We start from the raw sequence: 26,689 nt of genomic DNA on the forward strand, positions 1-26,689 counted from the left end.
CGCTCGTATGCGCCCCTCAATCCTGACCTTGGCCTTGTTGGCCACACTGCAGTCAGGCGTCGCCTGGGCGGTGGATCCCTTTGTTCTCAAGGACATTCGTGTTGAGGGCTTGAAACGGACCGACCCAGGTACCGTTTTCGCCTCCTTGCCGTTTCGAATTGGCGACAGCTATAGCGAGGACAAAGGAGCGGCGGCCTTGCGCGCCTTGTTCGCTACCGGCTTGTTCAAGGATGTCCGCATCAATATCGACGGCGACGCCGTGGTGGTGATGATCGAAGAACGGCCGATCATTGCCAACGTCAGCTTTGTGGGACTGAAGGAATTCGACACCGAGGCTCTGACCAAGTCGCTGAAAGAAGTTGGTATCGGCGAAGGTAAACCCTTTGACAAGGCCTTGGCCGATCGTGCCGAACAAGAATTGAAGCGCCAATACCTGACGCGCAGCCTTTACGGCGCCGAGGTGACGACGACGATTACGCCGTTGGAGCGCAACCGCGTCAACGTAAGCTTCACTGTGAATGAGGGGGAGCCGGCCAAGATTGGTGCGGTCCGCATTCAAGGCAGTTCGGTGTTTTCTGAAAGCACCTTGGTGGGTCTGCTGGAGCAAACCAGCAGCGGCTGGTTGACCTGGTATACCAAGACCGACCGATATTCACGTGCCAAGCTGAATGCCGACCTTGAGACGCTGCGTTCCTATTACCTCAACCGTGGTTACCTCGAGTTTGCAGTCACCTCGACCCAGGTGACCATCTCACCCGATAAGCAAAGCATCGACATCGCCATCACCGTCAGTGAAGGCCAGCAATACACGGTGACGGCGGTCAAGCTTGAGGGGGAATTTCTCGGTCGAGAAGAAGATTTCAAGCGCCTGATCTTCTTCAAGCCAGGCCAGCCCTATCAAGGCGAGGCCGTGGCGCAGACGACGCGGGCATTCTCCGATTTGTACGGTACCTTTGGCTACGCTTTCGCGAGGGTCGATTCGCGCCCTGAAATCGACCGCGCCACCGGCCAGGTCGTGGTGACGCTGGTGGCCGAGCCGCAACGCCGCGTCTATGTGCGCAACGTCATCATTTCCGGCAATACGCGCACCCGCGATGAAGTGATTCGGCGCGAGTTCAGGCAGTTCGAATCGGCTTGGTATGACGGCCAAAAAATCAAGGCCTCGCGTGACCGGGTGGAGCGTTTGGGTTACTTCAAAGAAGTCACCATTGATACATCTGAGGTGCCGGGTGCGCAGGATCAGGTTGATGTGCTCTTGACCGTGGTCGAGCGTCCGACCGGCAATATTCAGGTCGGTGCGGGCTATTCCAGCCAGCAAAAGCTTTCCTTTACCGGCGCCATCAAGCAAGACAACGTCTTTGGATCGGGTCACTACCTCGGCATCGAAGTGGCGACCGCGTCTACGGGTCGTAACCTGGTGGTCAGCACGGTCAATCCCTACTTCACGGTGGACGGTGTGTCGCGCGCCTTGGATGTCTTCTACCGGACTCAGAAGCCGTACAACTCGCTCGGCGAGCCGTACGAGTTGGTCACGGTCGGCTCATCGATTCGTTTCGGGGTTCCCTTCTCCGAGTTGGATACGGTGTTCTTTGGCTTCGGCTACGAACGCACCAAGATGACGACCAACTCGGGCCTGCCAAACAGCTATTTGCTTTACGGCCGCCAGTTCGGGCGCGATAGCGTTGCCTATCCGCTGACGATCGGTTGGCAACGCGATAACCGCGATAGCATCATTTCCCCGACCGTCGGCAAGTATTCGCGCATCAATTTGGAGCTGAGCCCCATGGGGGATGCTCGTTATGCGCGCGCCAATTTGCAATATCAGCAGTACATCCCGATCACCAACAAGATCACCTTGGGTCTGAACAGTGAGTTGGGTTGGGGCCAGGGATTGGGTAGTAGTCCATTCCCGATTTTCAAGAATTTCTATGCCGGCGGCTTGGGCTCGGTGCGAGTGTTTGAGGCCGGCTCCTTGGGTCCGGTCGACGTGACGGGTACGCGTACTGGTGGTAATCGCCGCGCCAACGTCAACGCCGAACTCTACTTGCCCGTTCCAGGTACGGGCAATGACAAAACTTTCCGGCTCTACACTTTTGTGGATGCCGGCAATGTGTGGGGCTCGTTCGAGCAACTCAGTTTCGACACCATCCGTTCGTCGGCAGGTATTGGTTTGAGTTGGGTCTCGCCCATGGGTCCTTTGCGCTTGAGCTATGGCAAGCCGATTAGCAAGCAGCGCACGGATAGAATCGAGCCATTCCAATTCCAGATCGGGAACGCATTCTGATGAAGAGCAAACTGTTGAAATCGGTGGCCTTGGCCGCCATGATGTCTGTGTCGGCCTTCTGTGTCGCACAGGAAATAAAGATTGGCTATGTCAACAGCGAGCGTGTGCTGCGTGAGGCCAATCTGGCCAAGACGGCGCAACTCAAGCTCGAAGCCGAGTTCGGCAAGCGCGAGAAAGAGTTGAAGGATCAGGAAACGAAGTTGCGCGGTGCCGCAGAAAAGCTCGAAAAAGATGCGCCGACTCTGGCCGAAGCCGAGCGTAATCGCCGTCAACGCGATTTGGTTGAAGTCGATCGCGACTTGCAGCGCAAGCGCCGCGAGTGGCAAGAAGATCTGACGCAGCGCAAGAACGAAGAACTGGGTGCCGTGGTTGAGCGTGCTAACCGCGTCATCAAGCAGATCTTTGATGCCGAAAAATATGACATCATCTTGCAGGACGCTTTGAATGTCAGCGCCCGCGTCGACATCACCAAGAAAGTGATCGACACGCTGAACGCTCAGAAGTAGCGGATGGCCACGGCAGTCACGCTGGCCGAAGTTATCGCCGCCTTGGGCGGCGATCTTCATGGCGAGGCCAATACCCGCATAGAGCGTATCGGCACCTTGCTTGGCGCCGATGCGCTGACGCTGTGCTTCTTGGCCAATCCACGCTATCAAGCGCAGTTGACGAGCACCGCGGCGGCCTGCGTGATTGTGGCGCCGGCTTTGGCGGATGCTGCCGCAGCAAGGGGCGCGGCCATCGTGACGCCCGATCCCTATTTGTACTTTGCCCGTTTGACGCAGTGGTGGGCGCGCCGCGTGCGCTCGCGTGCGGCGCCGCGCATCCACCCGAGCGCGGTGATCGATGCGAGTGCGCGTCTGGACGCCGACGTGGATGTGGGGGCCTTGGCGGTCATCGAGGCTGACGTACGGGTCGGTGCCGGCGCCATCATCGGCGCGCATTGCGTGATCGAGCGCGGCGCGGTGATAGGCGCGGGCACGCGCTTGGCAGCCCATGTCACCTTGGGCTTTGATTGCAGCCTGGGTGAGCGCTGCATCGTGCATGCAGGCGTGGTGATCGGCGCCGACGGCTTCGGTTTCGCTCCGCATGCCGGTCGCTGGGAAAAGATCGAGCAGCTCGGTGCGGTGCGCATCGGCAACGATGTGGAGATCGGCGCTAACACCTGTATTGATCGGGGTGCGTTGGACGACACGGTCTTGGCCGATGGCGTCAAACTCGATAATCTGATCCAGATCGCGCATAACGTGCGGATTGGTGAGCACAGCGCGATTGCCGGTTGCACGGCGATTGCCGGCAGCACCACCATTGGTGCGCATTGCACGATTGCCGGCGCGGCCAATATCGTCGGGCACCTGACCATCGCCGACCATGTGCATGTGTCGGCGGCCACCTTGATCAGCCGCAGCATTCACAAGCCGGGTTTGTACAGCGGCGTGTTTCCGTTCGACGACAATGCGAGCTGGGAAAAGAACGCAGCCACACTGCGCAACTTGTATTCATTGCGGCAGCGCGTACTCGCGCTAGAGAAGAAGAATTCATCATGATGGACATCCACGAAATTCTGAAGAGATTGCCACACCGTTACCCGCTGCTGCTGGTCGACCGTGTGCTCGAGATAGACAAGGGCAAACGCATTCTTGCGCTCAAGAATGTCAGCATCAACGAGCCGTATTTTGTTGGCCATTTCCCGCATCGCCCGGTGATGCCCGGCGTGCTGATGCTGGAGGCATTGGCTCAGGCTGCAACGCTGCTGGCGCTGGCCAGCACCGACATCGTGCTCGACGACACGACGGTGGTCTACTTTGCCGGCATCGATAACGCCCGCTTCAAGCGGCCTGTCGAACCCGGTGATCAGATCTTGCTGGATGTGACTTTGGACCGCGCCAAGGCCGGCATCTTCAAGTTCTCTGGCAAGGTCATGGTTGGCGATCAATTGGCCGCCGAGGCGCAGTTGATTTGCACGATGCGAAAAATTGCCGACTGAGTACAAGCATGAGCCTGATCCACCCCACGGCCATCATTGACCCTGCCGCTCAGCTGGACAGTTCGGTCAAGGTCGGCGCCTACACGGTGATCGGCCCGCATGTGCGCATCGGCGCGGGTAGCACGATTGGCCCGCATTGCGTGATCGACGGTCGCACGACGATTGGGCAAGACAATCGCATTGCTCAATTCAATTCAATCGGCGGTGCGCCGCAGGATATGAAATATGCGGGCGAGCCGACCGAGTTGGTGATCGGTGACCGCAATGCTGTGCATGAGTTTTGTACCTTCAATCTGGGTACGGTGCAGGACGAAGGCGTCACCCGGATTGGCAATGACAACTGGATCATGGCCTATGTGCATATCGCCCATGATGTGCGCATGGGCAGCCATGCGGTGCTGGCGAATAACGCGACACTTGCAGGCCATGTGCATGTGGGCGACTGGGCTGTTGTGGGCGGATTGACGGGCGTGCATCAGTTCGTCAAGATCGGTGCCCACGCGATGATTGGCTTCCAGGCCCATGTCGCCCAGGATGTACCGCCTTTCATCACCGTGGACGGCAACCCTTTGAGCGCGCGTGCGGTCAATGTGGTGGGGCTGCGTCGACGTGAATATTCGGCCGAGCGAATCGGCGTGATCAAGCAAATGCACAAGCTGCTGTACCGTTCATCGATGACGCTGGAGCAAGCGGTGGCGGCGATCGGCGACTTGCGTACTCAACAGGGCGGCAACGCTGATTCCGACATCGAGGTGATGTTGAGCTTTCTTGCAGCCGCAACGCGCGGCATCGTGCGCTAATCCGCCGGGCCATGAACGATAACGCGCCCCGCTTTGGCATGGTCGCCGGCGAGGCCTCCGGCGACTTGCTGGCCGGTTTGCTGCTGGCCGGTCTGCGCGCGCGTTGGCCGGAGCTGACGGCGCAAGGCATCGGTGGGCCACGTATGGTGGCGCAGGGCTTTGAGCCCTGGTGGCCGCTCGATAAGCTGTCGGTGTTCGGCTATGTCGACGCCTTGTGGAATCTGCGCGAGTTGCTGAGCATCCGCAAGCAGTTGGGCGACCGTTTATTGAATCTTCCGCTACGGCAGCGGCCCTCAGCCTTCATCGGTATCGACGCACCGGACTTCAACTTTGGCCTGGAGCAGCGCCTGCGCGAGGGCGGCATCAAGACGGTTCATTTTGTCTGCCCCTCGATCTGGGCCTGGCGGGCCGAGCGGGTCGAGAAGATCAAGCGTTCGGCCGATCATGTGCTTTGCCTGTTTCCTTTCGAGCCCGAGCTGCTCAAGCAGCATGGCATTGCCGCGAGCTATGTCGGCCACCCATTGGCAGACGCGATTCCGCTGGAGCCGCCCAAGGCCGCAGCCCGTGGGGCGCTCGGCTTGGCCGAGCAAGATGTGGTGGTGGCGCTGTTGCCTGGCAGCAGACGCAGCGAGATCGGCTATATCGCCGAGCCCTTGCTGAAGGCCGCCGTTTTGATGCAACAAGCCAGGCCTGACTTGCGCTTTGTGATGCCGATGGCGCCGGGCCTGCGCGGCTTGATCGCGCCAATGGTGAAAGCCCATGCGCCGAATTTGAACTTGATGCTGTTGGATGGCCGCTCGCACGAGGCCTTGGCGGCCTGCGATGTCAGTCTGGTGGCCAGCGGTACCGCGACGCTGGAGGCGGCGCTGTTCAAGCGGCCGATGGTGATCGCCTATCGCATGCACGCGCTGAATTGGTGGCGCATGAAGGGTCGCAACTATCAGCCCTGGGTTGGTTTGCCAAATGTATTGGCGCGGGAGTTTTTGGTGCCCGAGCTGATTCAGGATGCCTGTACACCGCAGGCCTTGGCCCGCGAAGGTTTGGCTTGGCTGGACGACCATGCCCGCTATGCGCGGGCGCAAGCCCGCTTTGAAGAGCAACACCAAATGCTGCGCTGCAATACCGCGCTAAGGGCCAGCGATGCGATCGCGCAAGTCATCGGAGTTTGAGCAGCTTGGGCTGGACTGGAACGGGCAGGGCTTGATGGCCGGCGTTGACGAGGCCGGGCGCGGACCTTTGGCCGGGCCGGTGGTGGCCGCCGCGGTGATGCTCAATGATGCCGACCCGGTGCTGGGGTTGGCCGACTCCAAGGTGCTGACCGAGAAGAGGCGGGAGCGTCTGTTTGACGAGATCCGCGCCAAGGCGCTGTGCTTTTGCATCGCCGAGGCCAGTGTGGACGAGATCGATCGCCTGAATATTCTGCAGGCCACCATGCTGGCGATGCGCCGCGCCGTCGAGGGCCTGCGTCTGAAGCCGGCCATGGTTCTGGTCGACGGCAATCGCTTGCCGATCCTGAAAATAGCGGCTGAAGCCATCGTCAAGGGCGATGCCAAGGTGCCGGCCATTTCCGCTGCGTCGATCTTGGCCAAGGTCACGCGGGACCGTCAATGCCTGTTGATGGCCGAAAGCTACCCCGACTATGGTTTTGCCCAGCACAAGGGCTACCCGACGGCCGAACATTTAGCGGCCTTGCGGGCGCTCGGCGTGACGCCTTGGCACCGGCGCAGCTTCGGTCCGGTGCGTGCTGTGCTGGAGGCCCAATGAGTCAAGTGCTACACATCACCTCGCGTGACAACCCCGCCTTGCAGCGCCTGCGCAAGCTCAGCCAAGACGGCGGCGCCTATCGCAAGCTGGGTTCGATCTGGTTGGAGGGCGACCATTTGGTGCGCGCCTGCTTGCAGCGCAAGTACCCGGTTAGCCTGGCGGTGCTGACCGAGGCGGCAGCCGCCGATCCGGTGCTGCGCTTGCTTGGCGATGCGGCGCCGCGTCAGTTGATCGTGCCGACGGACTTGTTCAAGACCATCAGCGGCCTGGAGTCACCGGCGCAGATTGGCTTTGAGGTCGTGCACGATGCGGGGCAGTCGCTGACTCGCGGTGTGAATACGGTGGTGCTGGACCGCCTGCAAGATGCCGGCAATGTCGGCACTATTTTGCGCAATGCGGCGGCGATGGGTTTTCACCAAGTCTTGGCGATCAAGGGCACGGCGGCGCTGTGGAGTCCCAAGGTCTTGCGCGCCGGCATGGGCGCACATTTTGGCCTGCGTCTGATCGAAGGCTTGGCTCCTGCCGATCTGGATGCCTTGGGCCTGCCCATGGTGGCCACCAGTTCCTACGCGAAGCAGCAACTGCACCAACTGGTGTTGCCCAGCCCCTGTGCCTGGGTGATGGGCCATGAAGGGCAGGGCGTGCAGCCCGACTTGATGCAACGTTGTCAGTTGACGGTGGGCATCCCTCAGCCCGGCGGCGAGGAGTCCTTGAACGTCGGCAGTGCGGCGGCGATTTGCTTGTACGAATCCGCCCGCCAACGCTTGGTCAATCAATAGATCAGACGGTCCGGGCGCAGGTCACGCAGTATCGTCGTGGCTATTTCCTCGATTGATTTGTGCGTCGATGAGAGCCAGGCGATGCCGTCGCGCTTCATCATCATCTCGGCCTCATTGACCTCGTAGCGGCAGTTCATCAGGTCCGCATATTTGGAGCCCGGGCGGCGCTCGTTGCGGATCTGGCACAGGCGCTCGGGGTCGATCGTCAAGCCGAAGCATTTGCGTTTGTAGGGCGCCAGCGAGGCGGGCAGTTTGCCGCGCTCGAAGTCTTCGGGGATAAGCGGATAGTTGGCGGCCTTGATGCCATGCTGCAGCGCCAAGTAGAGCGAGGTCGGCGTTTTGCCGCTGCGCGAGACGCCGACGAGGATGACGTCGGCAATATCCAGGTTCTTCGAAGATTGCCCGTCGTCATGGGCGAGCGAGTAGTTGATCGCCTCGATGCGGTCGTGGTATTCCTGACTGCGCGCCACGTCCGAAAAGCGCCCGACCCGGTGGTTCGACTTGACCTCGAATTCTTCTTCGAGCGGTTCGATAAAGGTGCCGAACATGTCCAGCACCCGGCCGAGGCAATGGTCGCGGACGATCTTCAGTACATCGCGGTCGACCAGGGTGGCAAAGACGATGGCGCGCTTGCCTTCGCGCTCGCCGGTTTCATTGATCTCGCGCACGACGGCATAGGCCTTTTCGGCGCTGTCGATAAAAGGCCGCCGTACATGGCGCGGCTTGGTTGGAAACTGGGCCAGGATCGAGTTACCGAAGGTTTCAGCGGTGATGCCGGTGCCGTCCGAGACAAAATACACAGTGCGATGGGGCATGGTGGTGTTGCTCTAGAGTGTTTGTGAATCATACGAGCATGTAACCCGTAGAATCCCGAGCAATTAGCCGCCAGCACCCAACAGCCATGCGCAGTTTTCATCGACTCAAGCCCGAGACAGAACAAGAATCCAGAATTCTTGGGCTGAGTCACTGCGCTATTGGCGTGGGAGGTGCCGCCTTAGGTGCCGCTCATTGCGCCTCGGCGGGAAGCCCGAATTTTCAACCTTACGGAGTTTTCCCATGTCCACACGCTATGAGCCGACCGCCCTGGTCGTTCCATTTGAGAATCTGAGAATGAGCGACGTCGAGGTCGTTGGCGGTAAGAACGCCAGCCTCGGCGAGATGATCTCGGAGCTGTCTTCCTCGGGCGTTCGCGTCCCCGGCGGCTTCGCGACTACCGCCCACGCCTTTCGCGAGTTCCTCAAGCATCAGGGCTTGGACAAGCGCATCGAAGCGCGTTTGTCTACGCTCAATACCGATGATGTGCGCGCGCTGGCCGAGGCCGGCGCCGAGATCCGTGGCTGGCTGGAGGCGCAGCCCTTTCCGGCCGATCTGGAGGCGCAGATCCGTGCCTCCTTCGCGCAATTGACGCTGGATCACCCCGATGTGTCTTTCGCGGTGCGCTCTTCGGCCACGGCCGAGGATTTGCCGGACGCGTCCTTCGCCGGCCAGCAGGAAACCTTCCTCAACGTGATCGGCATCGAAGAGGTGCTGCACAAGATGAAGGAGGTGTTCGCCTCGCTGTACAACGACCGCGCGATCAGCTACCGCGTGCACAAGGGCTTTGCCCATGCCGATGTGGCCTTGTCGGCCGGCGTGCAGCGCATGGTGCGCTCCGACCTGGGTTCGGCGGGCGTGGTGTTCACCATCGACACCGAGTCCGGTTTCAAGGATGTGGTCTTCATCACGTCCAGCTACGGCCTCGGTGAGACGGTGGTGCAGGGCGCCGTCAACCCGGACGAGTTCTATGTCCACAAGCCGGCGCTGCAAAAAGGCAAGCTGCCGATCATTCGACGTAACTTGGGATCCAAGCTGATCCGGATGGAGTTCACCTCGGCCGCCGAGAAGGCTGCGACCGGCAAGTTGGTCAAAACCGTGGACACGCTGCCCGAGGCTCGCAATCGCTATTCGCTCAATGATGCCGAGGTCATCGAGTTGGCGCGTTATGCCTTGATCATCGAGAAGCATTACGGCCGCGCGATGGACATCGAATGGGGTCGTGACGGCATCGATGGCCAGATCTACATTTTGCAGGCCCGCCCAGAGACGGTGAAGAGCCAGGCTGAGGGCCAGATTGAGCATCGCTACAAGCTCAAGGGCCACAGTGCGGTACTGGTTGAGGGCCGCGCGATCGGGCAGAAGATCGGCACCGGCCCGGTCCGTCTGGTCACCCATATCAGCGAGATGGATCGCGTTCAGCCGGGCGATGTGTTGGTGACCGACATGACCGACCCGAACTGGGAGCCGGTGATGAAGCGGGCTTCGGCGATCGTGACGAACCGAGGCGGCCGTACCTGCCACGCCGCCATCATCGCGCGCGAACTTGGCATCCCGGCCGTGGTGGGTTGCGGCGACGCGACCGAAAAGCTCAAAGAAGGTCAGTTGGTGACGGTGGTGTGCTCCGAGGGCGATACTGGCTTCATCTACGACGGCCTGCTCGAGACCGAGGTCTCCGAGGTGCACCGGGGCGAGTTGCCCTATTGCCCGATCAAGATGATGATGAATGTGGGCAACCCGCAACTGGCTTTCAACTTTGCGCAACTGCCCAGCGCAGGCGTCGGTTTGGCTCGGTTGGAGTTCATCATCAACAACAATATCGGCGTGCACCCGAAGGCGATTCTTGACTACCCGAACATCGACGCCGATCTGAAAAAAGCGGTTGAGTCGGTGGCTCGCGGTCACGCCTCGCCACGCGCTTTTTATGTCGATAAATTGGTCGAAGGCATCGCCACGATTGCTGCGGCCTTCTTCCCTCGTCCGGTGATCGTGCGCTTGTCCGACTTCAAGAGTAACGAGTATCGCAAGCTGATTGGCGGCTCGCGCTACGAGCCCGATGAAGAGAATCCGATGCTGGGTTTCCGCGGTGCTTCACGCTACATCAGCGGCGAGTTTTCGGACGCATTCGCGATGGAATGCGAGGCGCTCAAGCGGGCTCGCAACGAGATGGGCCTGACCAATATCGAGATCATGGTGCCTTTCGTGCGCACCGTGCGCCAGGCCGAGCGGGTTGTGGCGATGCTGGCGGAGCGTGGCTTGAAGCGCGCTGTGGCGGGCGGGCAAGATGGTCTGCGCGTCATCATGATGTGCGAGGTGCCCAGCAACGCGATCCTGGCCGAGCAATTCCTGGAGCATTTCGACGGCATGTCGATCGGCTCTAACGATCTGACTCAGCTGACGCTGGGCTTGGACCGGGACTCGGGGCTGGAGCAATTGGCGGGTGACTTCGATGAGCGTGATCCGGCCGTCAAGGCCTTGATTTCGCGCGCCATCGCCGCCTGCCGTGCTACCGGCAAGTACATCGGTATCTGCGGCCAAGGCCCGAGCGATCATCCCGATTTCGCCGACTGGTTGGCCGGTGAAGGCATCACGTCGATTTCGCTCAACCCGGACTCGGTGATCGAGACCTGGCAGCGTTTGGCCAAGCGTTGATGACCGGCGGCCCCAAGCGGCCGCAGGGTAGCAAGTCGAAAACGGTCCTGCGGGGCCGTTTTTTTGTGGCGTTGCAGCCTTGAGCTTCGGGTTCTTGACTATCGACAGCGGTCGTGCTGGCTTGCATGATGCCGGGCCTAAGCCACAGATAGAAAAATGACTTCGCCCCAAGCAGACGCCCTCAAGCGCCGGACCGACACCGGCTCGAGCGCCGACCTGAGCCCCAAACTCAGGCGCATCTATGCCTGGTACACGCTCGGCTTCGTGCTGTTCGTACTCGTGTTGGCGGTGTTGGAGCAATGGGGCCTGGCCAAGAGCTGGATAGGTTTCAGCTTTATGGCGGCCACCGTTGGTATCTACGCCTGCATTGGGCTATTGAGCCGCACCACCGACGCCGATGAATATTACGTGGCCGGTCGGCGCGTACCCGCGATCTTCAACGGTATGGCGGCCGGGGCCGATTGGATGAGTGCCGCCTCTTTTATCGGTTTGGCCGGCACGCTGTACTTGTCGGGTTACGGCGGCCTGGCTTTTGTCTTGGGCTGGACGGGCGGTTTCGTTTTGGTGGCGCTTTGCTTGGCTCCCTACCTGCGCAAATTCGGGCAGTTCACCATCCCGGATTTTTTGGGCGCCCGTTATGGCGGCACCGCGCCGCGCTTGATAGGCGCTGCTGCTGCCATTCTGGTGTCTTTCATTTATGTCGTGGCGCAGATCTATGGCGTTGGTTTGATCACCTCCCGCTTGACCGGCTTGGCGTTTGAGGTGGGTGTCTTTGTCGGCCTGGGCGGCGTCTTGGTGTGCTCGTTTTTGGGTGGCATGCGCGCGGTGACCTGGACGCAGGTGGCTCAGTACATTGTGTTGGTGATTGCCTATCTGGTGCCGGTGATTTGGCTGAGTGCCAAGCAAACTGGCCTGCCGCTGCCGCAAGTCGCCTATGGCTACCAGTTGGCAAAATTATCCGAGCGTGAGCAGCAACTACTGGTTGATCCGGCCGAGCTGCAAGTGCGCGCGGTGTTTCAGGCGCGCGCAGACGGCTTCGAGCACAAGCTGCAGAATGTGCCGGCGTCGCTGGCTCAGGAACGGGCGCAAGCCGCTCAGCGCGTGGCGGATCTGAAGCGGCAGGAAGATACGCCGCTGGCCCTGGTGCAGGCGGCCGAGAAGAGTCAAGCGGCCTTGCCGCGTACGCCGGCCGAGGCGCGCGAGCAATGGCAGCGTGCCCAAACCACCAATGAAGCGCGGGCGCAGCCGCTGGCAGGCATGCCGCCACACGCTCAGCAGTTTGCTGGGGACCCGAACGGTACGCCGCAAGAACGGTTGCAGTTCGACGAGTCTCGCCGGAACTTCATGGCCTTGGTGTTCTGTCTGATGGTGGGGACCGCCGGCCTGCCGCATATCTTGACGCGCTACTACACGACACCCTCCGTGCGAGAAGCGCGTGAGTCGGTGGCTTGGTCACTGTTCTTCATCGCATTGCTGTACCTGACCGCTCCGGCGCTGGCGGTGATGGTCAAGTACGAGGTTTTCACCGGTTTGGTCGGCACGCCGATAGCCAGTTTGCCGTCCTGGATCGCCCAGTGGACGAGGGTTGATGCCGGTCTGCTGTCGGTCAGCGATGTGAACGGTGACGGGATATTGCAGTTGGGTGAATTACGCATCAGCAGCGACATCATCATGCTGATGACGCCGGAGCTTGCTGGCCTGCCTTATGTGGTGTCGGGTATGGTGGCGGCGGGCGGTCTGGCGGCGGCACTGTCTACCGCCGACGGCTTGCTGCTGACCATCTCGTCGGCCTTGTCCCACGATGTCTATTTCCGCGTGCTCAACCCGACTGCCTCAATGACGCGCCGGGTGACGCTGTCAAAGGCATTGCTGCTGGCCACGGCCTTGGCGGCTGCTGCGGTCGCGGCACACCGACCTGCGGACATTCTGTATTTGGTGGCGGCGGCATTTTCGGTTGCCGGGGCGGCTTTCTTTCCTGCCTTGGTGCTGGGTATCTTTTGGCGTCGCGCCAATGGCTGGGGCGCTGTGGCCGGCATGTTGGTAGGCTTGGGGCTCACCTGCTACTACATGATTCACGCGATGCCCGGACTGCGCGCGGCTTTGGGCGTGCCGGGGCCGGCGCAGTTGTGGTGGGGGATTCAACCCATTTCGGCCGGCTTGTTCGGTGTGCCTGCGGGTTTCGCCACCATGCTGTTGGTCAGTTATTTGACGCCGGCACCGAGCCCGGCGCAGCTCCATATGCTTGATCAAATGCGCACCCCAGCCGCCACAGATGGGCGCTGACGCACGCTGCGCCAAGCCGCCTGCCTTGTCGGATTCATGAATTTACGCTAGAATAGCGGGTTCCACCTTGCCGTGACCACGTGACTGACGCTGTGGCTCGGCTTCCTCAGGCAAGGCTTGGCCGAAAAGGTTCGACCGAGTCCCTTGCCTGGAATCCACAAGGAGTATTTATGCGTCACTATGAAATCGTTCTGCTGATCCATCCGGATCAAAGCGAACAAGTCCCAGCCATGCTGGAGCGCTACAAAGGCCTGATCACCACTGGTGGCGGCGTTGTCCACCGCGTTGAAGATTGGGGCCGCCGTCAAATGGCTTACCTGATCCAGAAGTTGGCCAAGGCCCACTATCTGTGCGTGAACATCGAGTGCAGCAAGGAAACCTTGGTTGAGCTCGAGACCGGCTTCCGCTTCAATGACGCCGTGCTTCGCCACCTGACGGTGCTGAAGTCCAAGGCCGAAACCACACCTTCAGTCATGATGAAGTCTGTGGATCGCGAAGAAGCCCGCAAGGCTCCTCAAGTCGCGTCTGCCTAATTCTTTGAATTGGCTTTAGCTTGGTGTTTGAAACGGTAGTGAGTGAGCTTGGCTCTAGCGCGCAGCAAAACGGTCGGTGGGTTCTTTCTTGAATCACCTGATCTTGCAAGCGCAGTTGCTGGAGTTGGGTTTGGTCAGGTACACACCGGCCGGTTTGATGGCCCTGGACTGTTGCTTGAAGCATGAGTCCCAGGTCCAAGAAGCCGGCAGGCCACGCAAGATTTCTCTGGAAATCAAAGCGGTGGTAATCGGTGATCTGACCAAGCGCTTACAGAGTTTGGGACTTGGTGGAATGGCCCAATTTACGGGTTTCCTGAGTGCCCAACGCAATGGTCGTGGAACAATTTTCCACATCACTGCACTCGATATCGTCACGACGCCAAATTGTTCGAATCCGGATAGAAATTAATGAGGTCATCAAATGGCTCCTCCACGCGGTAAAGGTCGCTTCTCGAAAGACAAGAAGCCCAAGCGCAATACCCAATCCTTGCTGTTCCGTCGTAAGCGCTTCTGCCGCTTCACCGTCACCGGTGTTGAGCAGATCGACTACAAGGACATCGACACGCTGCGCGATTTCGTCGGCGAAAACGGCAAGATCACGCCCGCTCGCCTGACCGGCACGCGCGCATTCTTCCAGCGTCAGCTGACTGTTGCGATCAAGCGTGCGCGTTTCCTCGCCATGCTGCCGTACAGCGATCAGCACAAGGTCTGAGGAGTAGGACAACATGCAAATTATTCTGCTTGAAAAAGTAGCCAACCTCGGCAACCTGGGCGATGTCGTCACGGTCAAGAACGGTTACGCCCGCAACTTTCTGATCCCAACTCGCCAGGCACGTCGTGCCACCGAGGCAGCGATCAAGGAATTCGAAGTCAAGCGCGCTGAGCTCGAGAAAGTTGCTGCTGAAAAGCTGGCAACCGCTCAAGCTCTGGGCGAAAGCCTGACAGGCAAGACCGTGCGCATCAGCCAAAAGGCTGGCGTGGACGGCCGCTTGTTCGGCTCGGTGACCAATGCCGACGTGGCCGAAGCACTGGTCAAGTTGGGCTTTGCCACCATTACCAAGACGCAAGTCCGCATGCCTTTGGGCGCGCTGAAGGCCGTCGGCGAGTTCTCCGTCAACGTTGCTCTGCACACCGATGTGTTGGTGGAAGTCAGCGTTCAGGTGGTTCGTCAGGCCGACTAAGGTCTTGAACTGCTGACCCTGACCGGTCAGTTGAAAAAAGAGCCGACAGCTGTCAAAGCCGTCGGCTTTTTGCGTTTTCTGGGGGCTGATTTATACAGGGTCGTCCCCCGCATTTCCACAGACTTGTCCACAGGGCAGGGCTGTTTGGCAGTCAGCAAGTCTCAGCGAGTCCCATCACCATGAGTGCGACCTTTTCTTCAACGCCCCTGCCAGGTTCGTCGGGTTCGTCCGGTTCGCCCGGCGGCGCCGACCGCCGCGACGATGAAGTGGCGCGCCTGCGCACGCCGCCGCATTCGATCGAGGCGGAGCAAAGTGTGCTGGGTGGCTTGTTGATCGACAACTCGGCCTGGGACCGTGCCGGCGACCTGCTGACCGAGTCCGACTTCTATCGTTTTGAGCACAAGCAGATCTTTGTCGCCATCGGCAAGCTGATCAACGGTGGCAAGCCGGCCGATGTGGTGACGGTGTTCGAGGAGTTGACCTCGCACGGCAAGGCGGAGGAATGTGGTGGGCTGGCCTATCTGAATGCCTTAGCCCAGAGTGTGCCGAGCGCCGCCAATATTCGCCGTTATGCCGAGATCGTCCGCGAGCGCGGCATTCTCCGCAAATTGGTCACCGCCAGCGATGAGATCGCCACCGCTGCTCTGGCACCTCAAGGCCGCGCTGTGGCCCAAATTCTCGACGAGGCCGAGGGCAAGATCTTCCGCATCGGCGAGGAGGGCTCGCGCAGCCAGCAGGGCTTCCAGAGCATGGACAATCTGGTCGTGGCGCTGATCGACCGGGTCAATGAGTTGGCCGAGAACGGTGCCGAGGACGTCACCGGCGTGCGCACCGGTTTCTTTGATTTGGACCGCATGACGGCTGGTTTCCAGCCCGGTGATTTGATCATTCTGGCGGCCCGTCCGTCGATGGGAAAAACGGCATTCGCGATCAATATCGGCGAAAACGTGGCCATCAATGAAGGCCTGCCGGTCGTTATCTATTCGATGGAAATGGGTGCCGCTCAGCTCGCCATGCGTATGGTGGGCTCGATCGGCCGCATTGACCAAGGTCATCTGCGTACCGGCCGCTTGGCCGATGATGAATGGGGGCGCTTGTCCGAGGCTGTCGACAAGCTCGGCAAGGCCAGCATCTTCATCGACGAAAGCCCTGGCCTGTCGCCGTCCGAGGTGCGTGCACGCGCACGCCGCCAGGCCCGTATATGCGGCAAGTTAGGTTTGATCATCGTTGACTACTTGCAACTGATGAGCGGCAACGGCGGCAATGAGGAAAACCGAGCCACCGTGATCGGTGAGATTTCGCGCGGCTTGAAGGCCTTGGCCAAGGAGTTGCAGTGCCCGGTGATTGCGCTCTCGCAGTTGAATCGAAGCGTTGAGCAACGCCCTGACAAGCGGCCGATGATGAGTGACTTGCGTGAGTCCGGCGCCATCGAGCAGGACGCCGACATCATCATGTTCATCTACCGGGATGACTACTATATGAAGGAAGAATCCAAAGAGCCCGGCGTGGCCGAGATCATCATCGCCAAGCAGCGTAACGGCCCGGTCGGCACGGTCAAGCTGTTCTTCCAGCGCATGCACACGAAATTCGAGAACCTCGCCCCCGGCTATGTGGGTGTGGGCGGCGACGAGTATTGAGTCGACTCGGCCCGGTAAACTGGTTTGCCCTAGACCCGCAAGGCAACACCGCCTGCGGCTCGTTTTTGCCGATTTACCGCCCCCAGCGGCTTCACGTAGCGGTCTTGCAGTTGCTGAATTTTTTCGTCCAGTTGTTCGGCGTCATCGATTTTTTCGGCATGTCGCTTGAGTACCAGGCTGGCCATATCGATCAGCTTGGCGTTGCGTGTGCTTTCACCTTGCTGGATCAATAACTCCACGCCCGCACGGGCCGAGCCTCGCATGGAGTGGCGCATGGCGGTTTCGGCGATGCTGAAAATTTTCGCGTGGCTGTTGCGCAATTCTTCCGCCACGGCTTGATTGCCTTCGGTCATGGCGACAAGAACCTCGGTGGCGGCTTTTGCTGTGCAAAAGCGCAAGCCCAACAAAGTCACCAACTGGGCCATTTCTTCCAGTTCAATCATGGCGGCCAGACGCACCCACAAGGCCAGCAACAGACTCGCGGCTTCGAGGTCGAAATCTTCTTGTTCATTGGCCCGACGGGTTAGATCCCTCGCCAACTCCAAGGCGTCGGCGACTCGCTTGTCCAACATGAAGCGCAGGCATTGAAAGAGCACATCGAAGCGCTGTAGCCGCTTGGAGTTAGGGTGGCGTTCTAGCTCGCTGGTCATGGCGTCGTAGGCGTACTTGAGGCCCTTGCTGTCTTTGTTGTCAAAGCGCATCAGGCCGATCAACACCAGGGTCAGCATGTCGAATAGCTTGGAGCGCAGCCCTTGGGCCATTGTTTGCTCAAGCTGCTTCAAGGCTTCGGGGCGCTGGCCCGCGTAGAAGGCCAGACAGCCGCAGCGCTGGGCTCTCAGCAGGCAACCCGGGGTCAGCTTTGCCGCGGTTCGATAGGTGGCCAAGGCACCTTCGATTTCGCCCAAATCCATTTGCACCCGGCCCATCACATCATGGGAGTCGGCATGATCGGGGATGTCGCCGATCAAGGTTTCCAATGTGCGGCGGGCGGCTGCCATATTGCCCGAGCCGAGTTCGGTGCGCGCCACGCCCAGCCTTGCCCAGGGGACCGTTTTGGCTTCAATGATGGCGTCATAGAGCTTGCGCGCATCGTCGAAGCGGTTGAGCCGCAACAGCAGTTCGGCGCCGATGCGTGCGGCGTAGAGCCAGAATTGGCCGCGCGACTCGAAACGCTTCAAACAATGGCCGGCCGCCGCTTCAAAATCTTGCCGCTCGATGGCCTCAAAGATGTCCTTCAAGACGCGCTTGCGGTGGCGTGCGTTGGCCAAACGGTCGGACAAGGAGGCCATCGTGTAAGGCTTGACTAAATAGGCGTCAAGCGCGGCCTCTGCGGCCTCCGCCACTTTGCTGTATGAGGCCTCGCCGGTGACCATCACGAACACGGTCGAATAGGGCAGCAAATGCTCGCGGCGGAGCTCGTCCAGCAGGTCCTGGCCCGACATCTCGCTGCCATCAAAATGGTAGTCGCAGAGCACGATGTCATAGGCCTTGTGCTCCAGAATCACGCGGGCATCGTTGATGCGCGTGGCTTGGCGCACTTGAGCAACACCCAAGTCCCGGAGCTGCGAGGCCATCAAGCTGCGGGAGGTCGCATTGCTGTCGATGATCAGCGCGCAGGCGTTCTGGATTTCACTGTCCATCATCGCCATGCAGGACTCCTCTGCGCGACGAGCGACATCAAGGGCTTCAAGTTCGGTTTGGGTGCAAGGCTTCTCACACCGAGCTTATCGGCCGAACTTTTGAGAACATGAATCAATCTCGGCCTGGCTGTGTAGAACGGCACAAAAAAGCGCCCTTGCCGGATCGGGCAGAGGGCGCTTGGCGGGTCCGGGGGCGTGGACTATTTACTTGAAGATGTCCTTGACTCGGTCCGTCCAGCTCTTGGTATTGGGTGAATGGCGCTCACCCCCTTCGCGGAAGGACTTGTCCAGCTCCTTCATCAGCTTGCGTTGATGCTCGGTCAGCTTGACCGGTGTCTCGACGCTGATGTGGCAGTACAGATCACCCGGATAGCTCGAACGCACACCCTTGATGCCCTTGCCGCGCAGGCGGAAGGTCTTGCCATGCTGCGTGCCCTCGGGCAGGTCGATTTCGGCCTTGCCACCCAGGGTCGGTACTTCGATGCTGCCGCCCAAGGTGGCGGTGGTCAGCGGGATCGGCATCGTGCAGTGCAGGTCATCGCCATCGCGTTCGAAGATTTCGTGCTGCTTGATGCGGATTTCAATGTAGAGGTCGCCGGCCGGGCCCCCGTTGACGCCGGGCTCGCCGTTGCCTGCCGAACGGATGCGCATGCCTTCGTTGATGCCGGCCGGGATCTTGACCTCCAGGGTCTTGCTCTTTTTGACCTTGCCTTGGCCGTTGCAGGCTGTGCAGGGGTCAGGAATGATCTTGCCGGTGCCGTGGCAATGTGGGCAGGTCTGCTGCACCGAGAAGAAGCCCTGGCGCATGTGCACGGTACCCGCGCCGTTGCAGGAGCCGCAGGTCTTGGCGCTGGTGCCGGGTTTGGCGCCTGTGCCGCTGCAGGTTTCGCAGCCTTCCCAGCTCGGGATGCGGATCTGGGATTCCTTGCCGCGCGCGGCTTCTTCCAGCGTGATTTCCATCGCATAGGACAGATCGCTGCCGCGATAGACCTGTTGGCCACCGCCGCCGCGCCGGCCTGCGCCGCCCGCTCCGCCATTGAAGATGTCGCCGAAAATGTCGCCAAAGGCCTCGGCAAAACCGCCGAAACCTTCACCGCCCGGGCCGCCGCGAGCGCCCATATTGGGGTCCACGCCGGCATGGCCATGCTGGTCGTAAGCCGCCCGCTTTTGCGGGTTGGAGAGCATCTCGTAGGCTTCCTTGCCTTCCTTGAATTGCTCCTCGGCCTTCTTCGCCCCGTCGCCTTGATTGCGGTCGGGGTGGTACTTCATGGCCAGCTTGCGGTAGGCCTTTTTGATTTCGTCCTCGGTCGCATTTTTTGCGACGCCGAGAGCTTCGTAATAGTCACGCTTTGCCATGAGCCTGGTCCGTGCATCGTGCATATCAAACAACAGCGCCGCGACGAGCTTTCGGGGTCTGACCCCAGGGCTGCGACGCGGCGGCGGTGACGGCTAAACCCCAAGCGATGGCAAAGGGTTTAGCGCGCCAGAAACATCACTTCGAGTCTTTGACTTCCTTGAACTCGGCGTCGACGACATTGTCGTCGGCCGGCTTGCTGGAGGCCTGTGCCTGAGGTTGCTCGGAAGCGCCTTCGGCAGCGCCACCGGCCGCAGCCGCCTGTGCCGCTTGCGATTCGGCATAGACCTTTTCGCCCAACTTCTGGCTGGCGGTCATCAAGGCTTCGGTCTTGGCTTCGATATCGGCCTTGTCCTCGCCCTTGATGGCTTCCTCGGCATCCTTCAGTGCAGCCTCGATCTTCTCTTTCTCGGCCGCTTCGAGCTTGTCGCCATGCTCGCTCAGCGACTTCTTGACCGAGTGCACCATGCCGTCGGCCTGGTTGCGGGCCTGCACCAGCTCGACCTTCTTCTTGTCCTCGCCGGCGTTGGCCTCGGCGTCCTTGACCATCTTCTCGATCTCTGCCTCGGTCAGGCCGGAGTTGGCCTTGATGGTGATCTTGTTTTCCTTGCCGGTGCCCTTGTCCTTGGCGCCGACATGCAAGATGCCGTTGGCGTCAATGTCAAACGAGACTTCGATCTGCGGTGTGCCGCGTGGTGCCGGCGGGATGCCTTCCAGATTGAACTCGCCCAGGCTCTTGTTGCCCACGGCCAGCTCGCGCTCGCCTTGGTAGACCTTGATCGTCACGGCCGGCTGGTTGTCGTCGGCGGTCGAGAAGGTCTGTGCAAACTTGGTCGGGATGGTGGTGTTCTTGGTGATCATCTTGGTCATCACGCCACCCAAGGTCTCGATACCCAGGCTCAGCGGTGTGACGTCCAGCAGCAGCACGTCCTTGCGCTCGCCGCCCAAAACCTGACCTTGAATCGCAGCGCCCACGGCCACGGCTTCGTCCGGGTTCACGTCACGGCGTGGCTCCTTGCCGAAGAACTCCTTGACCTTGTCCTGCACCTTGGGCATGCGGGTCATGCCGCCGACCAGGATCACGTCGTCGATCGCGCTGATGGCGATGCCGGCATCCTTCATCGCGATGCGGCAAGGGGCGATCGTGCGCTCGATCAACTCGTCCACCAGCGACTCCAGCTTGGCGCGGGTCAGCTTGACGTTCAAGTGCTTGGGGCCGGTCGCGTCAGCGGTGATGTAAGGCAGATTGACGTCGGTCTGGGCCGAGTTCGACAACTCGATCTTGGCCTTCTCGGCCGATTCCTTCAGGCGCTGCAGAGCCAGCACATCCTTGGTCAGGTCAACGCCTTGGTCCTTCTTGAACTCGGCAACGATGTAATCGATCACGCGCTGGTCGAAGTCTTCACCGCCCAGGAAGGTGTCGCCATTGGTCGACAGCACTTCGAATTGCATTTCGCCGTCGACGTCGGCGATTTCGATGATGGAGACGTCGAAGGTGCCGCCGCCCAGGTCATAAACGGCGATCTTGCGGTCGCCCTTGCCATGCTTGTCCAGACCAAAAGCCAGCGCTGCAGCGGTAGGCTCGTTGATGATGCGCTTGACGTCCAGACCGGCGATGCGGCCAGCGTCCTTGGTCGCCTGACGCTGGGCGTCGTTGAAGTAGGCCGGCACCGTGATGACGGCTTCGGTGACTTCTTCACCGAGGTAGTCCTCGGCGGTCTTCTTCATCTTGCGCAGGATTTCGGCCGACACTTGAGGAGGCGCCAGCTTCTTGCCGCGCACTTCAACCCAGGCGTCGCCGTTGTCGGCGGCAGCAATCGTGTAAGGCATCAGGTCGATGTCTTTTTGCACTTCTTTTTCGGTGAACTTGCGGCCGATCAGTCGCTTCACCGCGTACAGCGTGTTCTTGGGGTTGGTGACGGCTTGGCGCTTGGCCGAGGCGCCGACCAGGATTTCGCCATCTTCTTGGTAGGCAATGATGGACGGAGTGGTGCGAGCGCCTTCAGCGTTCTCGATCACGCGCGTCGTGTTGCCTTCCATGACGGCCACGCACGAGTTCGTGGTGCCCAAGTCAATACCGATGATCTTTCCCATGTTCTTTTCTCCTGAAGATTTGTTGAATATCACCATGGCTGCTCGCCATGGAAATTGTCTAAAACTGATGCTTATAAGCTGTGGATAACTTGCGGGCTTTCAAGCCCCGCAAGCTATATTTATTTCGGTGCCGTCACCGTCACCAGTGCCGGGCGCAGTGTGCGATCGGCGATGGAATAGCCTTTTTGCAACACCATCACCACGGTGTTGGGCTCTTGTTCGGCCGGTACGACCGAAATCGCCTGGTGTTGATGCGGGTCGAACTTGGTGCCGGCGGGCGGGTTCAACTCGATCACCTTGTTGCGCTCTAGCGCTGCAGCTAACTGGCGCTTGGTGGCGTGCACGCCTTCCAGCACGGTCTCGACCTTGGCGTCGGGCAGGGCGATTGCGGCTTCCATGCTGTCCATCACCGGCAGCATCGATTCGGCGAAGGACTCGACCGCAAACTTGCGCGCCTTGCTCATATCGTCATCGGCGCGGCGGCGGATGTTCTCCACCTCGGCCTTGGCGCGCAGGTAGGCGTCCGACATTTCGGCCAAACGGGCTTCCAGTTCGGCCACTTTGCTGTCATCGGCGCTGTTGACAGCGGCAATCAGTTCGTCCGGGCTGAGGGGCTCTTGGGGGGGAGTATTGGATGTCGTCATGATGCAGAAATAAGCAATGGCGCCTATATGGACGCCTTTCCAGGGATTTCAAGAGGGCTAATTGGGACAGTTGATGCGGAAATTCGCGCATCAGTCCCGGTCAGCGGAGGCAGACCAACGGTCCCAGTCTGCCAACCGGCGGCGGTCCTGCTTGGTCGGACGCCCTTGCGTGATGCTTTGGGCGGGCTCCGGCGCCAAGCGGCGAGCTTCACCGAGTTTTTCACGCAGCGACACGCTTTCTGGTGTTTCTTCGTACAAGGCTTGAGCCTGCGGGGCCGGCCCCCGCACATGGCTCAAGCCGCGCACCCAAACCTCGCGTTCCACCACCCCTTGGCGGAACTTCAGCAGGTCGCCCGGCTTGAGCTCGCGTGAGGCTTTGGCGATTTGGCCGTTGACCTGTACGCGGCCGCGGCCGATGTCTTCGGCCGCCAGCGAGCGGGTCTTGAAGAAGCGAGCAGCCCATAACCATTTGTCCAGTCGGACGCCGGTTGTGATTTTGTCAAAGGCGGGCTGGGCTGATTTCATGCCGGGATTTTCGCCTAACTCGGCATGCTGCCGCTCAGCGGCAATTCCGCGACGGCGTCCAGGCCTTCGATCTGCCCATGCCTGACCCGGTTTTGCAGCGCGATGCTGCCCCCCAACGACTGCGCGATGCCTTGGCAGATCGCCAGACCCAGACCCGAGCCTTTGCCCGAGTGGCCCGCGGCAAAGGGCAGAAATAGCTGACTCTGCTGTTCCGGCGAGAGACCCGGTCCCGAATCGGCAATGGTCAGCCTCGCGTGACCCGGCAGCCGCTCCAGCTTGATGCTCAGTCGCCCGCCAGCGGGGGTGTGCAGCAGCGCGTTGTGCAGCAAATTGCGGGTCAATTCGCGCAAGGCCCAGGCATGGCTGTCGACTCCGGCGGATTCGGTCTCGATGTCAAAGTCCAGATGTTGCTCGGCGATCAGCGGCGCCAGATCCAGGGCGACGACCCTTGTCAGCGCGGCCCAGTCTTGCGTGGGCAATGGCTCCAGCCCCTGGCGCAGCTGTTCCACCTTTGCCAGCGCGAGCATCTGGTTGGCGACCTGGGTGGCGCGGCTGACCGTCTGGTCGATCTCGGCCAAGGCCTGCATCGGTTCAACGTCCCCATGCAATGCCGATTGCACTTGCACCTTCAGCACGGCGAGCGGCGTTTTCAATTGATGAGAGGCATCGCGAATGAAGCGCTTTTGATATTCGAGCAGTTGCCTCAGCCGCTCGACCACTTGGTTGGTGGCCTCAACCAGCGGCAGCCATTCGCGCGGCGCGTCCGGCGCCTGCACCGGTGAAAGATCGCCCTCCGAGCGATCACGCAATTGCTGACTCAGGCGCCGCACCGGCGCGGTGACACGCTGCACCACCACCACCACCACGAGGCCAATCACCAGCACCAGCAAGACTTGCCGCCAGACAGTTTCGACCAGAATCTGGCGTGCCAGGGTGCGCCGCAGCTCCAGGGTTTCCGCCACCTGGATGGTGGCCATACCCTGGCCGGCCGCACCTGCAACCGGCTGCAAAAGCACGGCCATGCGCACCGCCTCGCCGCGAAAACTGTCATCGTAGAAAGTCACCAAGGCCGCATAGGGGCCTTGGGTGGGCATCTCGCCCTTCCAGGCTGGCAGGTCGTCAAAGCCCGACACCAGCTCATCCGCGAAGCCACTGACACGGTAATAGAGCCGGCTGCGGTTATCGGCCTCGAATGCCTCCAATGCCGAGTAGCTCAGCTTGGCGTGCAGCTTGGGTACACCGGGCTCGTTGCTGCTGACTTCCAGCAACTCGCCGATCGACTTGGCTGTCGCCAGCAGGGTACGGTCATAGGCGGTATCGGCCGCGAGCAAGGCCTGCCGGTACAGGCCGACGGTATTGAAAGCGATCAAGAGCACGACGGGCAGCAAGATACCGACCATCAATTGACGCCGCAAAGAGCTTGCGCCCATCGCGGACCCGCTCATGCCTGAGCCTTCAACAGGTAGCCCAAACCGCGCAGCGTCACCAGCTGTGCGCCGGTATGGGCGATGCGCTTGCGCAAGCGGTAGGCGACGACCTCAATGGCCTCAAGTTGCACCTCGTCTGCACCCGGGAATACCGCGTCGAACAAGCGCTCCTTGGCGATGGCGCTGCCAGGGCGAGCCAGCAGGGCTCGCAGCAAGGCCCCCTCGCGCGGCGTCAACTCAAGCAAGGTGCCGGCGTGATAGACGGCTCCGCTCTCGGCGTCGACGCGCATGCCGCAGAAGGTTTTGCCCTGGGGATCCGCGTTGTTGACGGCGTTGCCGGCGCCGGCGCGTCGGCCCAAGGCCTGCACGCGGGCCATCAATTCATCCAGATCAAAGGGTTTGGGCAGGTAATCATCGGCGCCCACATTGAGCCCCAGGATTCGGTCACCGACGGTGCCTCGCGCGGTCAGAATCAGGACCGGCGTGCTCAGCCCGGCCTTGCGCGCTCGCGCCAGCACCTCCAAGCCGTCCAGCCCCGGCAGGCTCAGGTCCAGTATCACCACATCCGGGGCGCTGGCCTGCCAGCGCCCGATGGCCTGCGCGCCGTCATTGCAGGCCGCGACCTGCAGGCCGCGCCGCTCAAAACTGCGGGTCAAGCTGAGTTGCATGGCAGGGTCGTCTTCAATCAGTAGCAGCTTCATCAATGTCAATTCGGCGGGTTTGCCCTAATGTGCCCGACAGCGAACTGACAGGCTTGACGGCGAGGATAAGGGACACCGAGACAAACAACCGGAGACACCCATCATGCGTCGCGATACTTTCTTGAAATCCATGGCCGCCTTGGTCGCCAGTGCCGGCCTGCCATTGTCGGCTCAGGCCGCAGCCAATCTGAAAATGATGATTCCGGCCAACCCGGGCGGCGGTTGGGACAGCACCGGGCGGGCGCTCGGCAAGGCCTTGCAGGATGCAGGCTTGGTGTCTTCGGTGCAGTTCGAGAACAAAGGGGGCGCGGCGGGTGCGATCGGCTTGGCGCAGTTCGTCAATGCATCCAAGGGCGACCCGAATTCCTTGCTGGTGATGGGGGCGGTGATGCTGGGCGGCATCATCACCGGCAAGCCGCCGGTCAGCCTGTCGCAGGCCACGCCGATTGCCCGTCTGACGACCGAATACAACGTCTTTGTGCTGCCGGCCAACTCGCCGCTGAAGGACATGAAGGATGTGGTCGAGCAATTGAAGAAGGACCCCGGTAGCGTGAAGTGGGGCGGTGGCTCACGTGGTTCGACCGAGCATGTCGCGGCGGCCATGATTGCTCGCAATGTTGGCGTCGACGCCGCCAAGATCAATTACGTGCCCTTCCGCGGCGGTGGCGAGGCCACGGCGGCCATCCTGGGTGGCAATGTCACTGTCGGCGGCAGCGGCTACTCGGAGTTTGCGCAGTACATCGCGAGTGGCAAGATGCGCCCGATCGCGGTTACCTCGGATCAGCGTTTGCCGGGTGTCAACGTGCCGACTTTGCGCGAGCTCGGCATTGACGTGGTGATCGGCAACTGGCGCGGTGTTTACGCGCCACCCGGCATCACGCCGGAGCAGCAGAAGGCTTTGACCGACATGGTCACGGCGGTATTCCGCAACAAGGCCTGGATCGCCGCGCTGGAGTCGAACAACTGGACGCCCGCCTTGCTGACCGGCAAGGCCTTTGCCGACTTCGTCGACCAGGAATTCGCCATGCTGCGCGCCATCATGGTGAAGTCGGGGATGGTCTGAGATGACGGCGTCTGCAGCGGCGGCCATGGTGCGTCATCAAACCTGGGTAGGGGTCGGCGCCTTCTTGACGGGGGGGCTGATGGCCTACGGCGCCGCCTTCATCTCGGCCGACGCCGGCTATGCGGGCATCGGCCCCAACGCCTTGCCATGGCTGGTGGCGACCGTGCTGATGTTGTGCGGGCTATGGCTGATCTGGGAGGCCCGCAGCGGCGGTTACCGGGAGATGGAGTTGCCCTCGGGCGCCCCTGAAGGTGACTGGCGCGCTGCTGCCTTTGTGATCGCCGGCGTGGTGGCCAATGCGGCCCTGATCACGGTGATCGGCTTCATCCTGGCCTGCTCGTTGTGTTTTGCGCTGGCCGTGCGCGGCTTGCGCATGTCCGAGGGCAAGGCCGGCGGAGGCCCGCGCCAAAGCCTGCTCGACGGCCTCACCGGGCTGATCATTGCGGCGCCGGTCTTTTGGCTCTTTACCAAGGTGCTGGCGATCAATTTGCCCGGACTGACCACGAGCGGCTGGCTCTGAAGAAAGATTGA

25 protein-coding genes are annotated in these 26,689 nt (G+C 60.9%); 17 read left to right on the plus strand and 8 right to left on the minus strand.

Translation table 11 applies throughout. The features are described 5' to 3' along the window. The first annotated feature begins 7 nt into the window (after positions 1–7). Genes bamA through LNV07_RS01695 form a run of 8 tightly spaced genes read left to right on the plus strand, consistent with a single transcriptional unit; the run spans position 8 to position 7,611 of the window. Positions 8–2,284, plus strand: coding sequence for an outer membrane protein assembly factor BamA (gene bamA, locus LNV07_RS01660; RefSeq protein WP_263569423.1), 2,277 nt, complete (start codon positions 8–10; stop codon positions 2,282–2,284). Next, on the plus strand, positions 2,284–2,790 hold the full coding sequence (locus LNV07_RS01665; protein ID WP_263531947.1) for an OmpH/Skp family outer membrane protein: 507 nt from the start codon (positions 2,284–2,286) through the stop codon (positions 2,788–2,790). Before bamA ends, LNV07_RS01665 begins: the two co-directional genes overlap by 1 nt. A gap of 3 nt (positions 2,791–2,793) precedes the next feature. After that, positions 2,794–3,828, plus strand: a complete 1,035-nt coding sequence (gene lpxD, locus LNV07_RS01670; protein WP_263569424.1) for a UDP-3-O-(3-hydroxymyristoyl)glucosamine N-acyltransferase — start codon at positions 2,794–2,796, stop codon at positions 3,826–3,828. Further along, positions 3,825–4,268, plus strand: a complete 444-nt coding sequence (gene fabZ, locus LNV07_RS01675; RefSeq protein ID WP_263569425.1) for a 3-hydroxyacyl-ACP dehydratase FabZ — start codon at positions 3,825–3,827, stop codon at positions 4,266–4,268. The genes lpxD and fabZ overlap by 4 nt, the downstream gene beginning before the upstream one ends. 8 nt (positions 4,269–4,276) lie before the next feature. After that, positions 4,277–5,068: an acyl-ACP--UDP-N-acetylglucosamine O-acyltransferase gene (lpxA, locus tag LNV07_RS01680; protein ID WP_263569426.1), complete on the plus strand. Its 792-nt coding sequence runs from the start codon at positions 4,277–4,279 to the stop codon at positions 5,066–5,068. A gap of 11 nt (positions 5,069–5,079) precedes the next feature. Next, positions 5,080–6,237 carry a lipid-A-disaccharide synthase gene (gene lpxB, locus LNV07_RS01685; protein WP_263569427.1) on the plus strand — a complete coding sequence of 386 codons (1,158 nt, stop codon included), beginning with the start codon at positions 5,080–5,082 and terminating at the stop codon, positions 6,235–6,237. Further along, positions 6,209–6,832: a ribonuclease HII gene (gene rnhB / locus LNV07_RS01690; RefSeq protein WP_263569428.1), complete on the plus strand. Its 624-nt coding sequence runs from the start codon at positions 6,209–6,211 to the stop codon at positions 6,830–6,832. Before lpxB ends, rnhB begins: the two co-directional genes overlap by 29 nt. Continuing rightward, positions 6,829–7,611 carry a TrmH family RNA methyltransferase gene (locus LNV07_RS01695; protein ID WP_263569429.1) on the plus strand — a complete coding sequence of 261 codons (783 nt, stop codon included), beginning with the start codon at positions 6,829–6,831 and terminating at the stop codon, positions 7,609–7,611. The genes rnhB and LNV07_RS01695 overlap by 4 nt, the downstream gene beginning before the upstream one ends. Here LNV07_RS01695 and ppsR read toward each other — a convergent pair. After that, positions 7,605–8,426, minus strand: coding sequence for a posphoenolpyruvate synthetase regulatory kinase/phosphorylase PpsR (ppsR, locus tag LNV07_RS01700; protein ID WP_263569430.1), 822 nt, complete (start codon positions 8,424–8,426; stop codon positions 7,605–7,607). The two genes, LNV07_RS01695 and ppsR, sit on opposite strands and share 7 nt — an antisense overlap. Before the next feature lie 241 nt (positions 8,427–8,667). On the opposite strand from ppsR, the gene ppsA reads away from it, so the two are divergent. From ppsA to dnaB, 7 genes are all read left to right on the plus strand, one after another. Next, a complete protein-coding gene (gene ppsA, locus LNV07_RS01705; RefSeq protein WP_263569431.1) occupies positions 8,668–11,076 on the plus strand; it encodes a phosphoenolpyruvate synthase in 2,409 nt (802 codons plus the stop codon). Between the two features lie 156 nt (positions 11,077–11,232). Continuing rightward, on the plus strand, positions 11,233–13,359 hold the full coding sequence (locus tag LNV07_RS01710) for a VC_2705 family sodium/solute symporter (RefSeq protein ID WP_263569432.1): 2,127 nt from the start codon (positions 11,233–11,235) through the stop codon (positions 13,357–13,359). Positions 13,360–13,529: 170 nt separating this feature from the next. Continuing rightward, on the plus strand, positions 13,530–13,892 hold the full coding sequence (gene rpsF, locus LNV07_RS01715) for a 30S ribosomal protein S6 (RefSeq protein ID WP_263531957.1): 363 nt from the start codon (positions 13,530–13,532) through the stop codon (positions 13,890–13,892). 88 nt (positions 13,893–13,980) lie between these two features. Then, a complete protein-coding gene (gene priB / locus LNV07_RS01720; protein ID WP_263569433.1) occupies positions 13,981–14,301 on the plus strand; it encodes a primosomal replication protein N in 321 nt (106 codons plus the stop codon). A gap of 12 nt (positions 14,302–14,313) precedes the next feature. Next, positions 14,314–14,604: a 30S ribosomal protein S18 gene (gene rpsR, locus LNV07_RS01725; RefSeq protein ID WP_263531959.1), complete on the plus strand. Its 291-nt coding sequence runs from the start codon at positions 14,314–14,316 to the stop codon at positions 14,602–14,604. Between the two features lie 13 nt (positions 14,605–14,617). Next, complete coding sequence (gene rplI, locus LNV07_RS01730) at positions 14,618–15,073, plus strand: 50S ribosomal protein L9 (protein ID WP_263569434.1); 456 nt, start codon at positions 14,618–14,620, stop codon at positions 15,071–15,073. 179 nt (positions 15,074–15,252) lie between these two features. Next, on the plus strand, positions 15,253–16,710 hold the full coding sequence (dnaB, locus tag LNV07_RS01735) for a replicative DNA helicase (protein ID WP_263569435.1): 1,458 nt from the start codon (positions 15,253–15,255) through the stop codon (positions 16,708–16,710). Positions 16,711–16,739: 29 nt separating this feature from the next. On the opposite strand, the gene LNV07_RS01740 is transcribed toward dnaB, so the two are convergent. The 7 genes from LNV07_RS01740 to LNV07_RS01770 form a co-directional block, all read right to left on the minus strand. Then, entirely contained in the window at positions 16,740–18,359 is a 1,620-nt protein-coding gene (locus LNV07_RS01740) for a response regulator (protein ID WP_263569436.1), read from the minus strand. A gap of 195 nt (positions 18,360–18,554) precedes the next feature. Continuing rightward, a complete protein-coding gene (dnaJ, locus tag LNV07_RS01745; RefSeq protein ID WP_263569437.1) occupies positions 18,555–19,706 on the minus strand; it encodes a molecular chaperone DnaJ in 1,152 nt (383 codons plus the stop codon). Positions 19,707–19,842: 136 nt separating this feature from the next. Next, on the minus strand, positions 19,843–21,834 hold the full coding sequence (gene dnaK, locus LNV07_RS01750; protein ID WP_263569438.1) for a molecular chaperone DnaK: 1,992 nt from the start codon (positions 21,832–21,834) through the stop codon (positions 19,843–19,845). Positions 21,835–21,917: 83 nt separating this feature from the next. Continuing rightward, the gene (gene grpE / locus LNV07_RS01755) at positions 21,918–22,442 is read right to left on the minus strand and encodes a nucleotide exchange factor GrpE (protein ID WP_263569439.1); all 525 of its coding nucleotides are present in this window, start codon (positions 22,440–22,442) and stop codon (positions 21,918–21,920) included. Positions 22,443–22,532: 90 nt separating this feature from the next. After that, positions 22,533–22,967 carry an RNA-binding S4 domain-containing protein gene (locus LNV07_RS01760; RefSeq protein WP_263569440.1) on the minus strand — a complete coding sequence of 145 codons (435 nt, stop codon included), beginning with the start codon at positions 22,965–22,967 and terminating at the stop codon, positions 22,533–22,535. A gap of 14 nt (positions 22,968–22,981) precedes the next feature. Beyond that, complete coding sequence (locus LNV07_RS01765) at positions 22,982–24,412, minus strand: sensor histidine kinase (protein WP_263569441.1); 1,431 nt, start codon at positions 24,410–24,412, stop codon at positions 22,982–22,984. Next, the gene (locus LNV07_RS01770) at positions 24,409–25,095 is read right to left on the minus strand and encodes a response regulator transcription factor (protein WP_263569442.1); all 687 of its coding nucleotides are present in this window, start codon (positions 25,093–25,095) and stop codon (positions 24,409–24,411) included. Before LNV07_RS01770 ends, LNV07_RS01765 begins: the two co-directional genes overlap by 4 nt. 103 nt (positions 25,096–25,198) lie before the next feature. Between LNV07_RS01770 and LNV07_RS01775 the strand changes: the two genes are divergently transcribed. Together LNV07_RS01775 and LNV07_RS01780 are read left to right on the plus strand one after the other, a co-directional pair. Beyond that, complete coding sequence (locus LNV07_RS01775) at positions 25,199–26,158, plus strand: Bug family tripartite tricarboxylate transporter substrate binding protein (protein WP_263569443.1); 960 nt, start codon at positions 25,199–25,201, stop codon at positions 26,156–26,158. A 1-nt stretch (position 26,159) separates the two neighbouring features. Next, the gene (locus tag LNV07_RS01780) at positions 26,160–26,678 is read left to right on the plus strand and encodes a tripartite tricarboxylate transporter TctB family protein (protein ID WP_263569444.1); all 519 of its coding nucleotides are present in this window, start codon (positions 26,160–26,162) and stop codon (positions 26,676–26,678) included. Positions 26,679–26,689: the final 11 nt, after the last annotated feature.

The sequence above is a fragment of the Roseateles oligotrophus genome (genome assembly GCF_025717515.1).
Lineage (GTDB): Bacteria > Pseudomonadota > Gammaproteobacteria > Burkholderiales > Burkholderiaceae_C > Paucibacter_A > Paucibacter_A oligotrophus.

Excerpts from the sequence above, each read along its gene's own strand:
- bamA (WP_263569423.1), top strand. The coding sequence starts at position 8 with ATGCGCCCCTCAATCCTGACCTTGGCCTTGTTGGCCACACTGCAGTCA.
- LNV07_RS01665 (WP_263531947.1), top strand. The coding sequence starts at position 2,284 with ATGAAGAGCAAACTGTTGAAATCGGTGGCCTTGGCCGCCATGATGTCT.
- lpxD (WP_263569424.1), top strand. The coding sequence starts at position 2,794 with ATGGCCACGGCAGTCACGCTGGCCGAAGTTATCGCCGCCTTGGGCGGC.
- fabZ (WP_263569425.1), top strand. The coding sequence starts at position 3,825 with ATGATGGACATCCACGAAATTCTGAAGAGATTGCCACACCGTTACCCG.
- lpxA (WP_263569426.1), top strand. The coding sequence starts at position 4,277 with ATGAGCCTGATCCACCCCACGGCCATCATTGACCCTGCCGCTCAGCTG.
- lpxB (WP_263569427.1), top strand. The coding sequence starts at position 5,080 with ATGAACGATAACGCGCCCCGCTTTGGCATGGTCGCCGGCGAGGCCTCC.
- rnhB (WP_263569428.1), top strand. The coding sequence starts at position 6,209 with ATGCGATCGCGCAAGTCATCGGAGTTTGAGCAGCTTGGGCTGGACTGG.
- LNV07_RS01695 (WP_263569429.1), top strand. The coding sequence starts at position 6,829 with ATGAGTCAAGTGCTACACATCACCTCGCGTGACAACCCCGCCTTGCAG.
- ppsR (WP_263569430.1), bottom strand. The coding sequence starts at position 8,426 with ATGCCCCATCGCACTGTGTATTTTGTCTCGGACGGCACCGGCATCACC.
- ppsA (WP_263569431.1), top strand. The coding sequence starts at position 8,668 with ATGTCCACACGCTATGAGCCGACCGCCCTGGTCGTTCCATTTGAGAAT.
- LNV07_RS01710 (WP_263569432.1), top strand. The coding sequence starts at position 11,233 with ATGACTTCGCCCCAAGCAGACGCCCTCAAGCGCCGGACCGACACCGGC.
- rpsF (WP_263531957.1), top strand. The coding sequence starts at position 13,530 with ATGCGTCACTATGAAATCGTTCTGCTGATCCATCCGGATCAAAGCGAA.
- rpsR (WP_263531959.1), top strand. The coding sequence starts at position 14,314 with ATGGCTCCTCCACGCGGTAAAGGTCGCTTCTCGAAAGACAAGAAGCCC.
- rplI (WP_263569434.1), top strand. The coding sequence starts at position 14,618 with ATGCAAATTATTCTGCTTGAAAAAGTAGCCAACCTCGGCAACCTGGGC.
- dnaB (WP_263569435.1), top strand. The coding sequence starts at position 15,253 with ATGAGTGCGACCTTTTCTTCAACGCCCCTGCCAGGTTCGTCGGGTTCG.
- LNV07_RS01740 (WP_263569436.1), bottom strand. The coding sequence starts at position 18,359 with ATGGCGATGATGGACAGTGAAATCCAGAACGCCTGCGCGCTGATCATC.
- dnaJ (WP_263569437.1), bottom strand. The coding sequence starts at position 19,706 with ATGGCAAAGCGTGACTATTACGAAGCTCTCGGCGTCGCAAAAAATGCG.
- dnaK (WP_263569438.1), bottom strand. The coding sequence starts at position 21,834 with ATGGTGATATTCAACAAATCTTCAGGAGAAAAGAACATGGGAAAGATC.
- grpE (WP_263569439.1), bottom strand. The coding sequence starts at position 22,442 with ATGACGACATCCAATACTCCCCCCCAAGAGCCCCTCAGCCCGGACGAA.
- LNV07_RS01760 (WP_263569440.1), bottom strand. The coding sequence starts at position 22,967 with ATGAAATCAGCCCAGCCCGCCTTTGACAAAATCACAACCGGCGTCCGA.
- LNV07_RS01765 (WP_263569441.1), bottom strand. The coding sequence starts at position 24,412 with ATGAGCGGGTCCGCGATGGGCGCAAGCTCTTTGCGGCGTCAATTGATG.
- LNV07_RS01770 (WP_263569442.1), bottom strand. The coding sequence starts at position 25,095 with ATGAAGCTGCTACTGATTGAAGACGACCCTGCCATGCAACTCAGCTTG.
- LNV07_RS01775 (WP_263569443.1), top strand. The coding sequence starts at position 25,199 with ATGCGTCGCGATACTTTCTTGAAATCCATGGCCGCCTTGGTCGCCAGT.
- LNV07_RS01780 (WP_263569444.1), top strand. The coding sequence starts at position 26,160 with ATGACGGCGTCTGCAGCGGCGGCCATGGTGCGTCATCAAACCTGGGTA.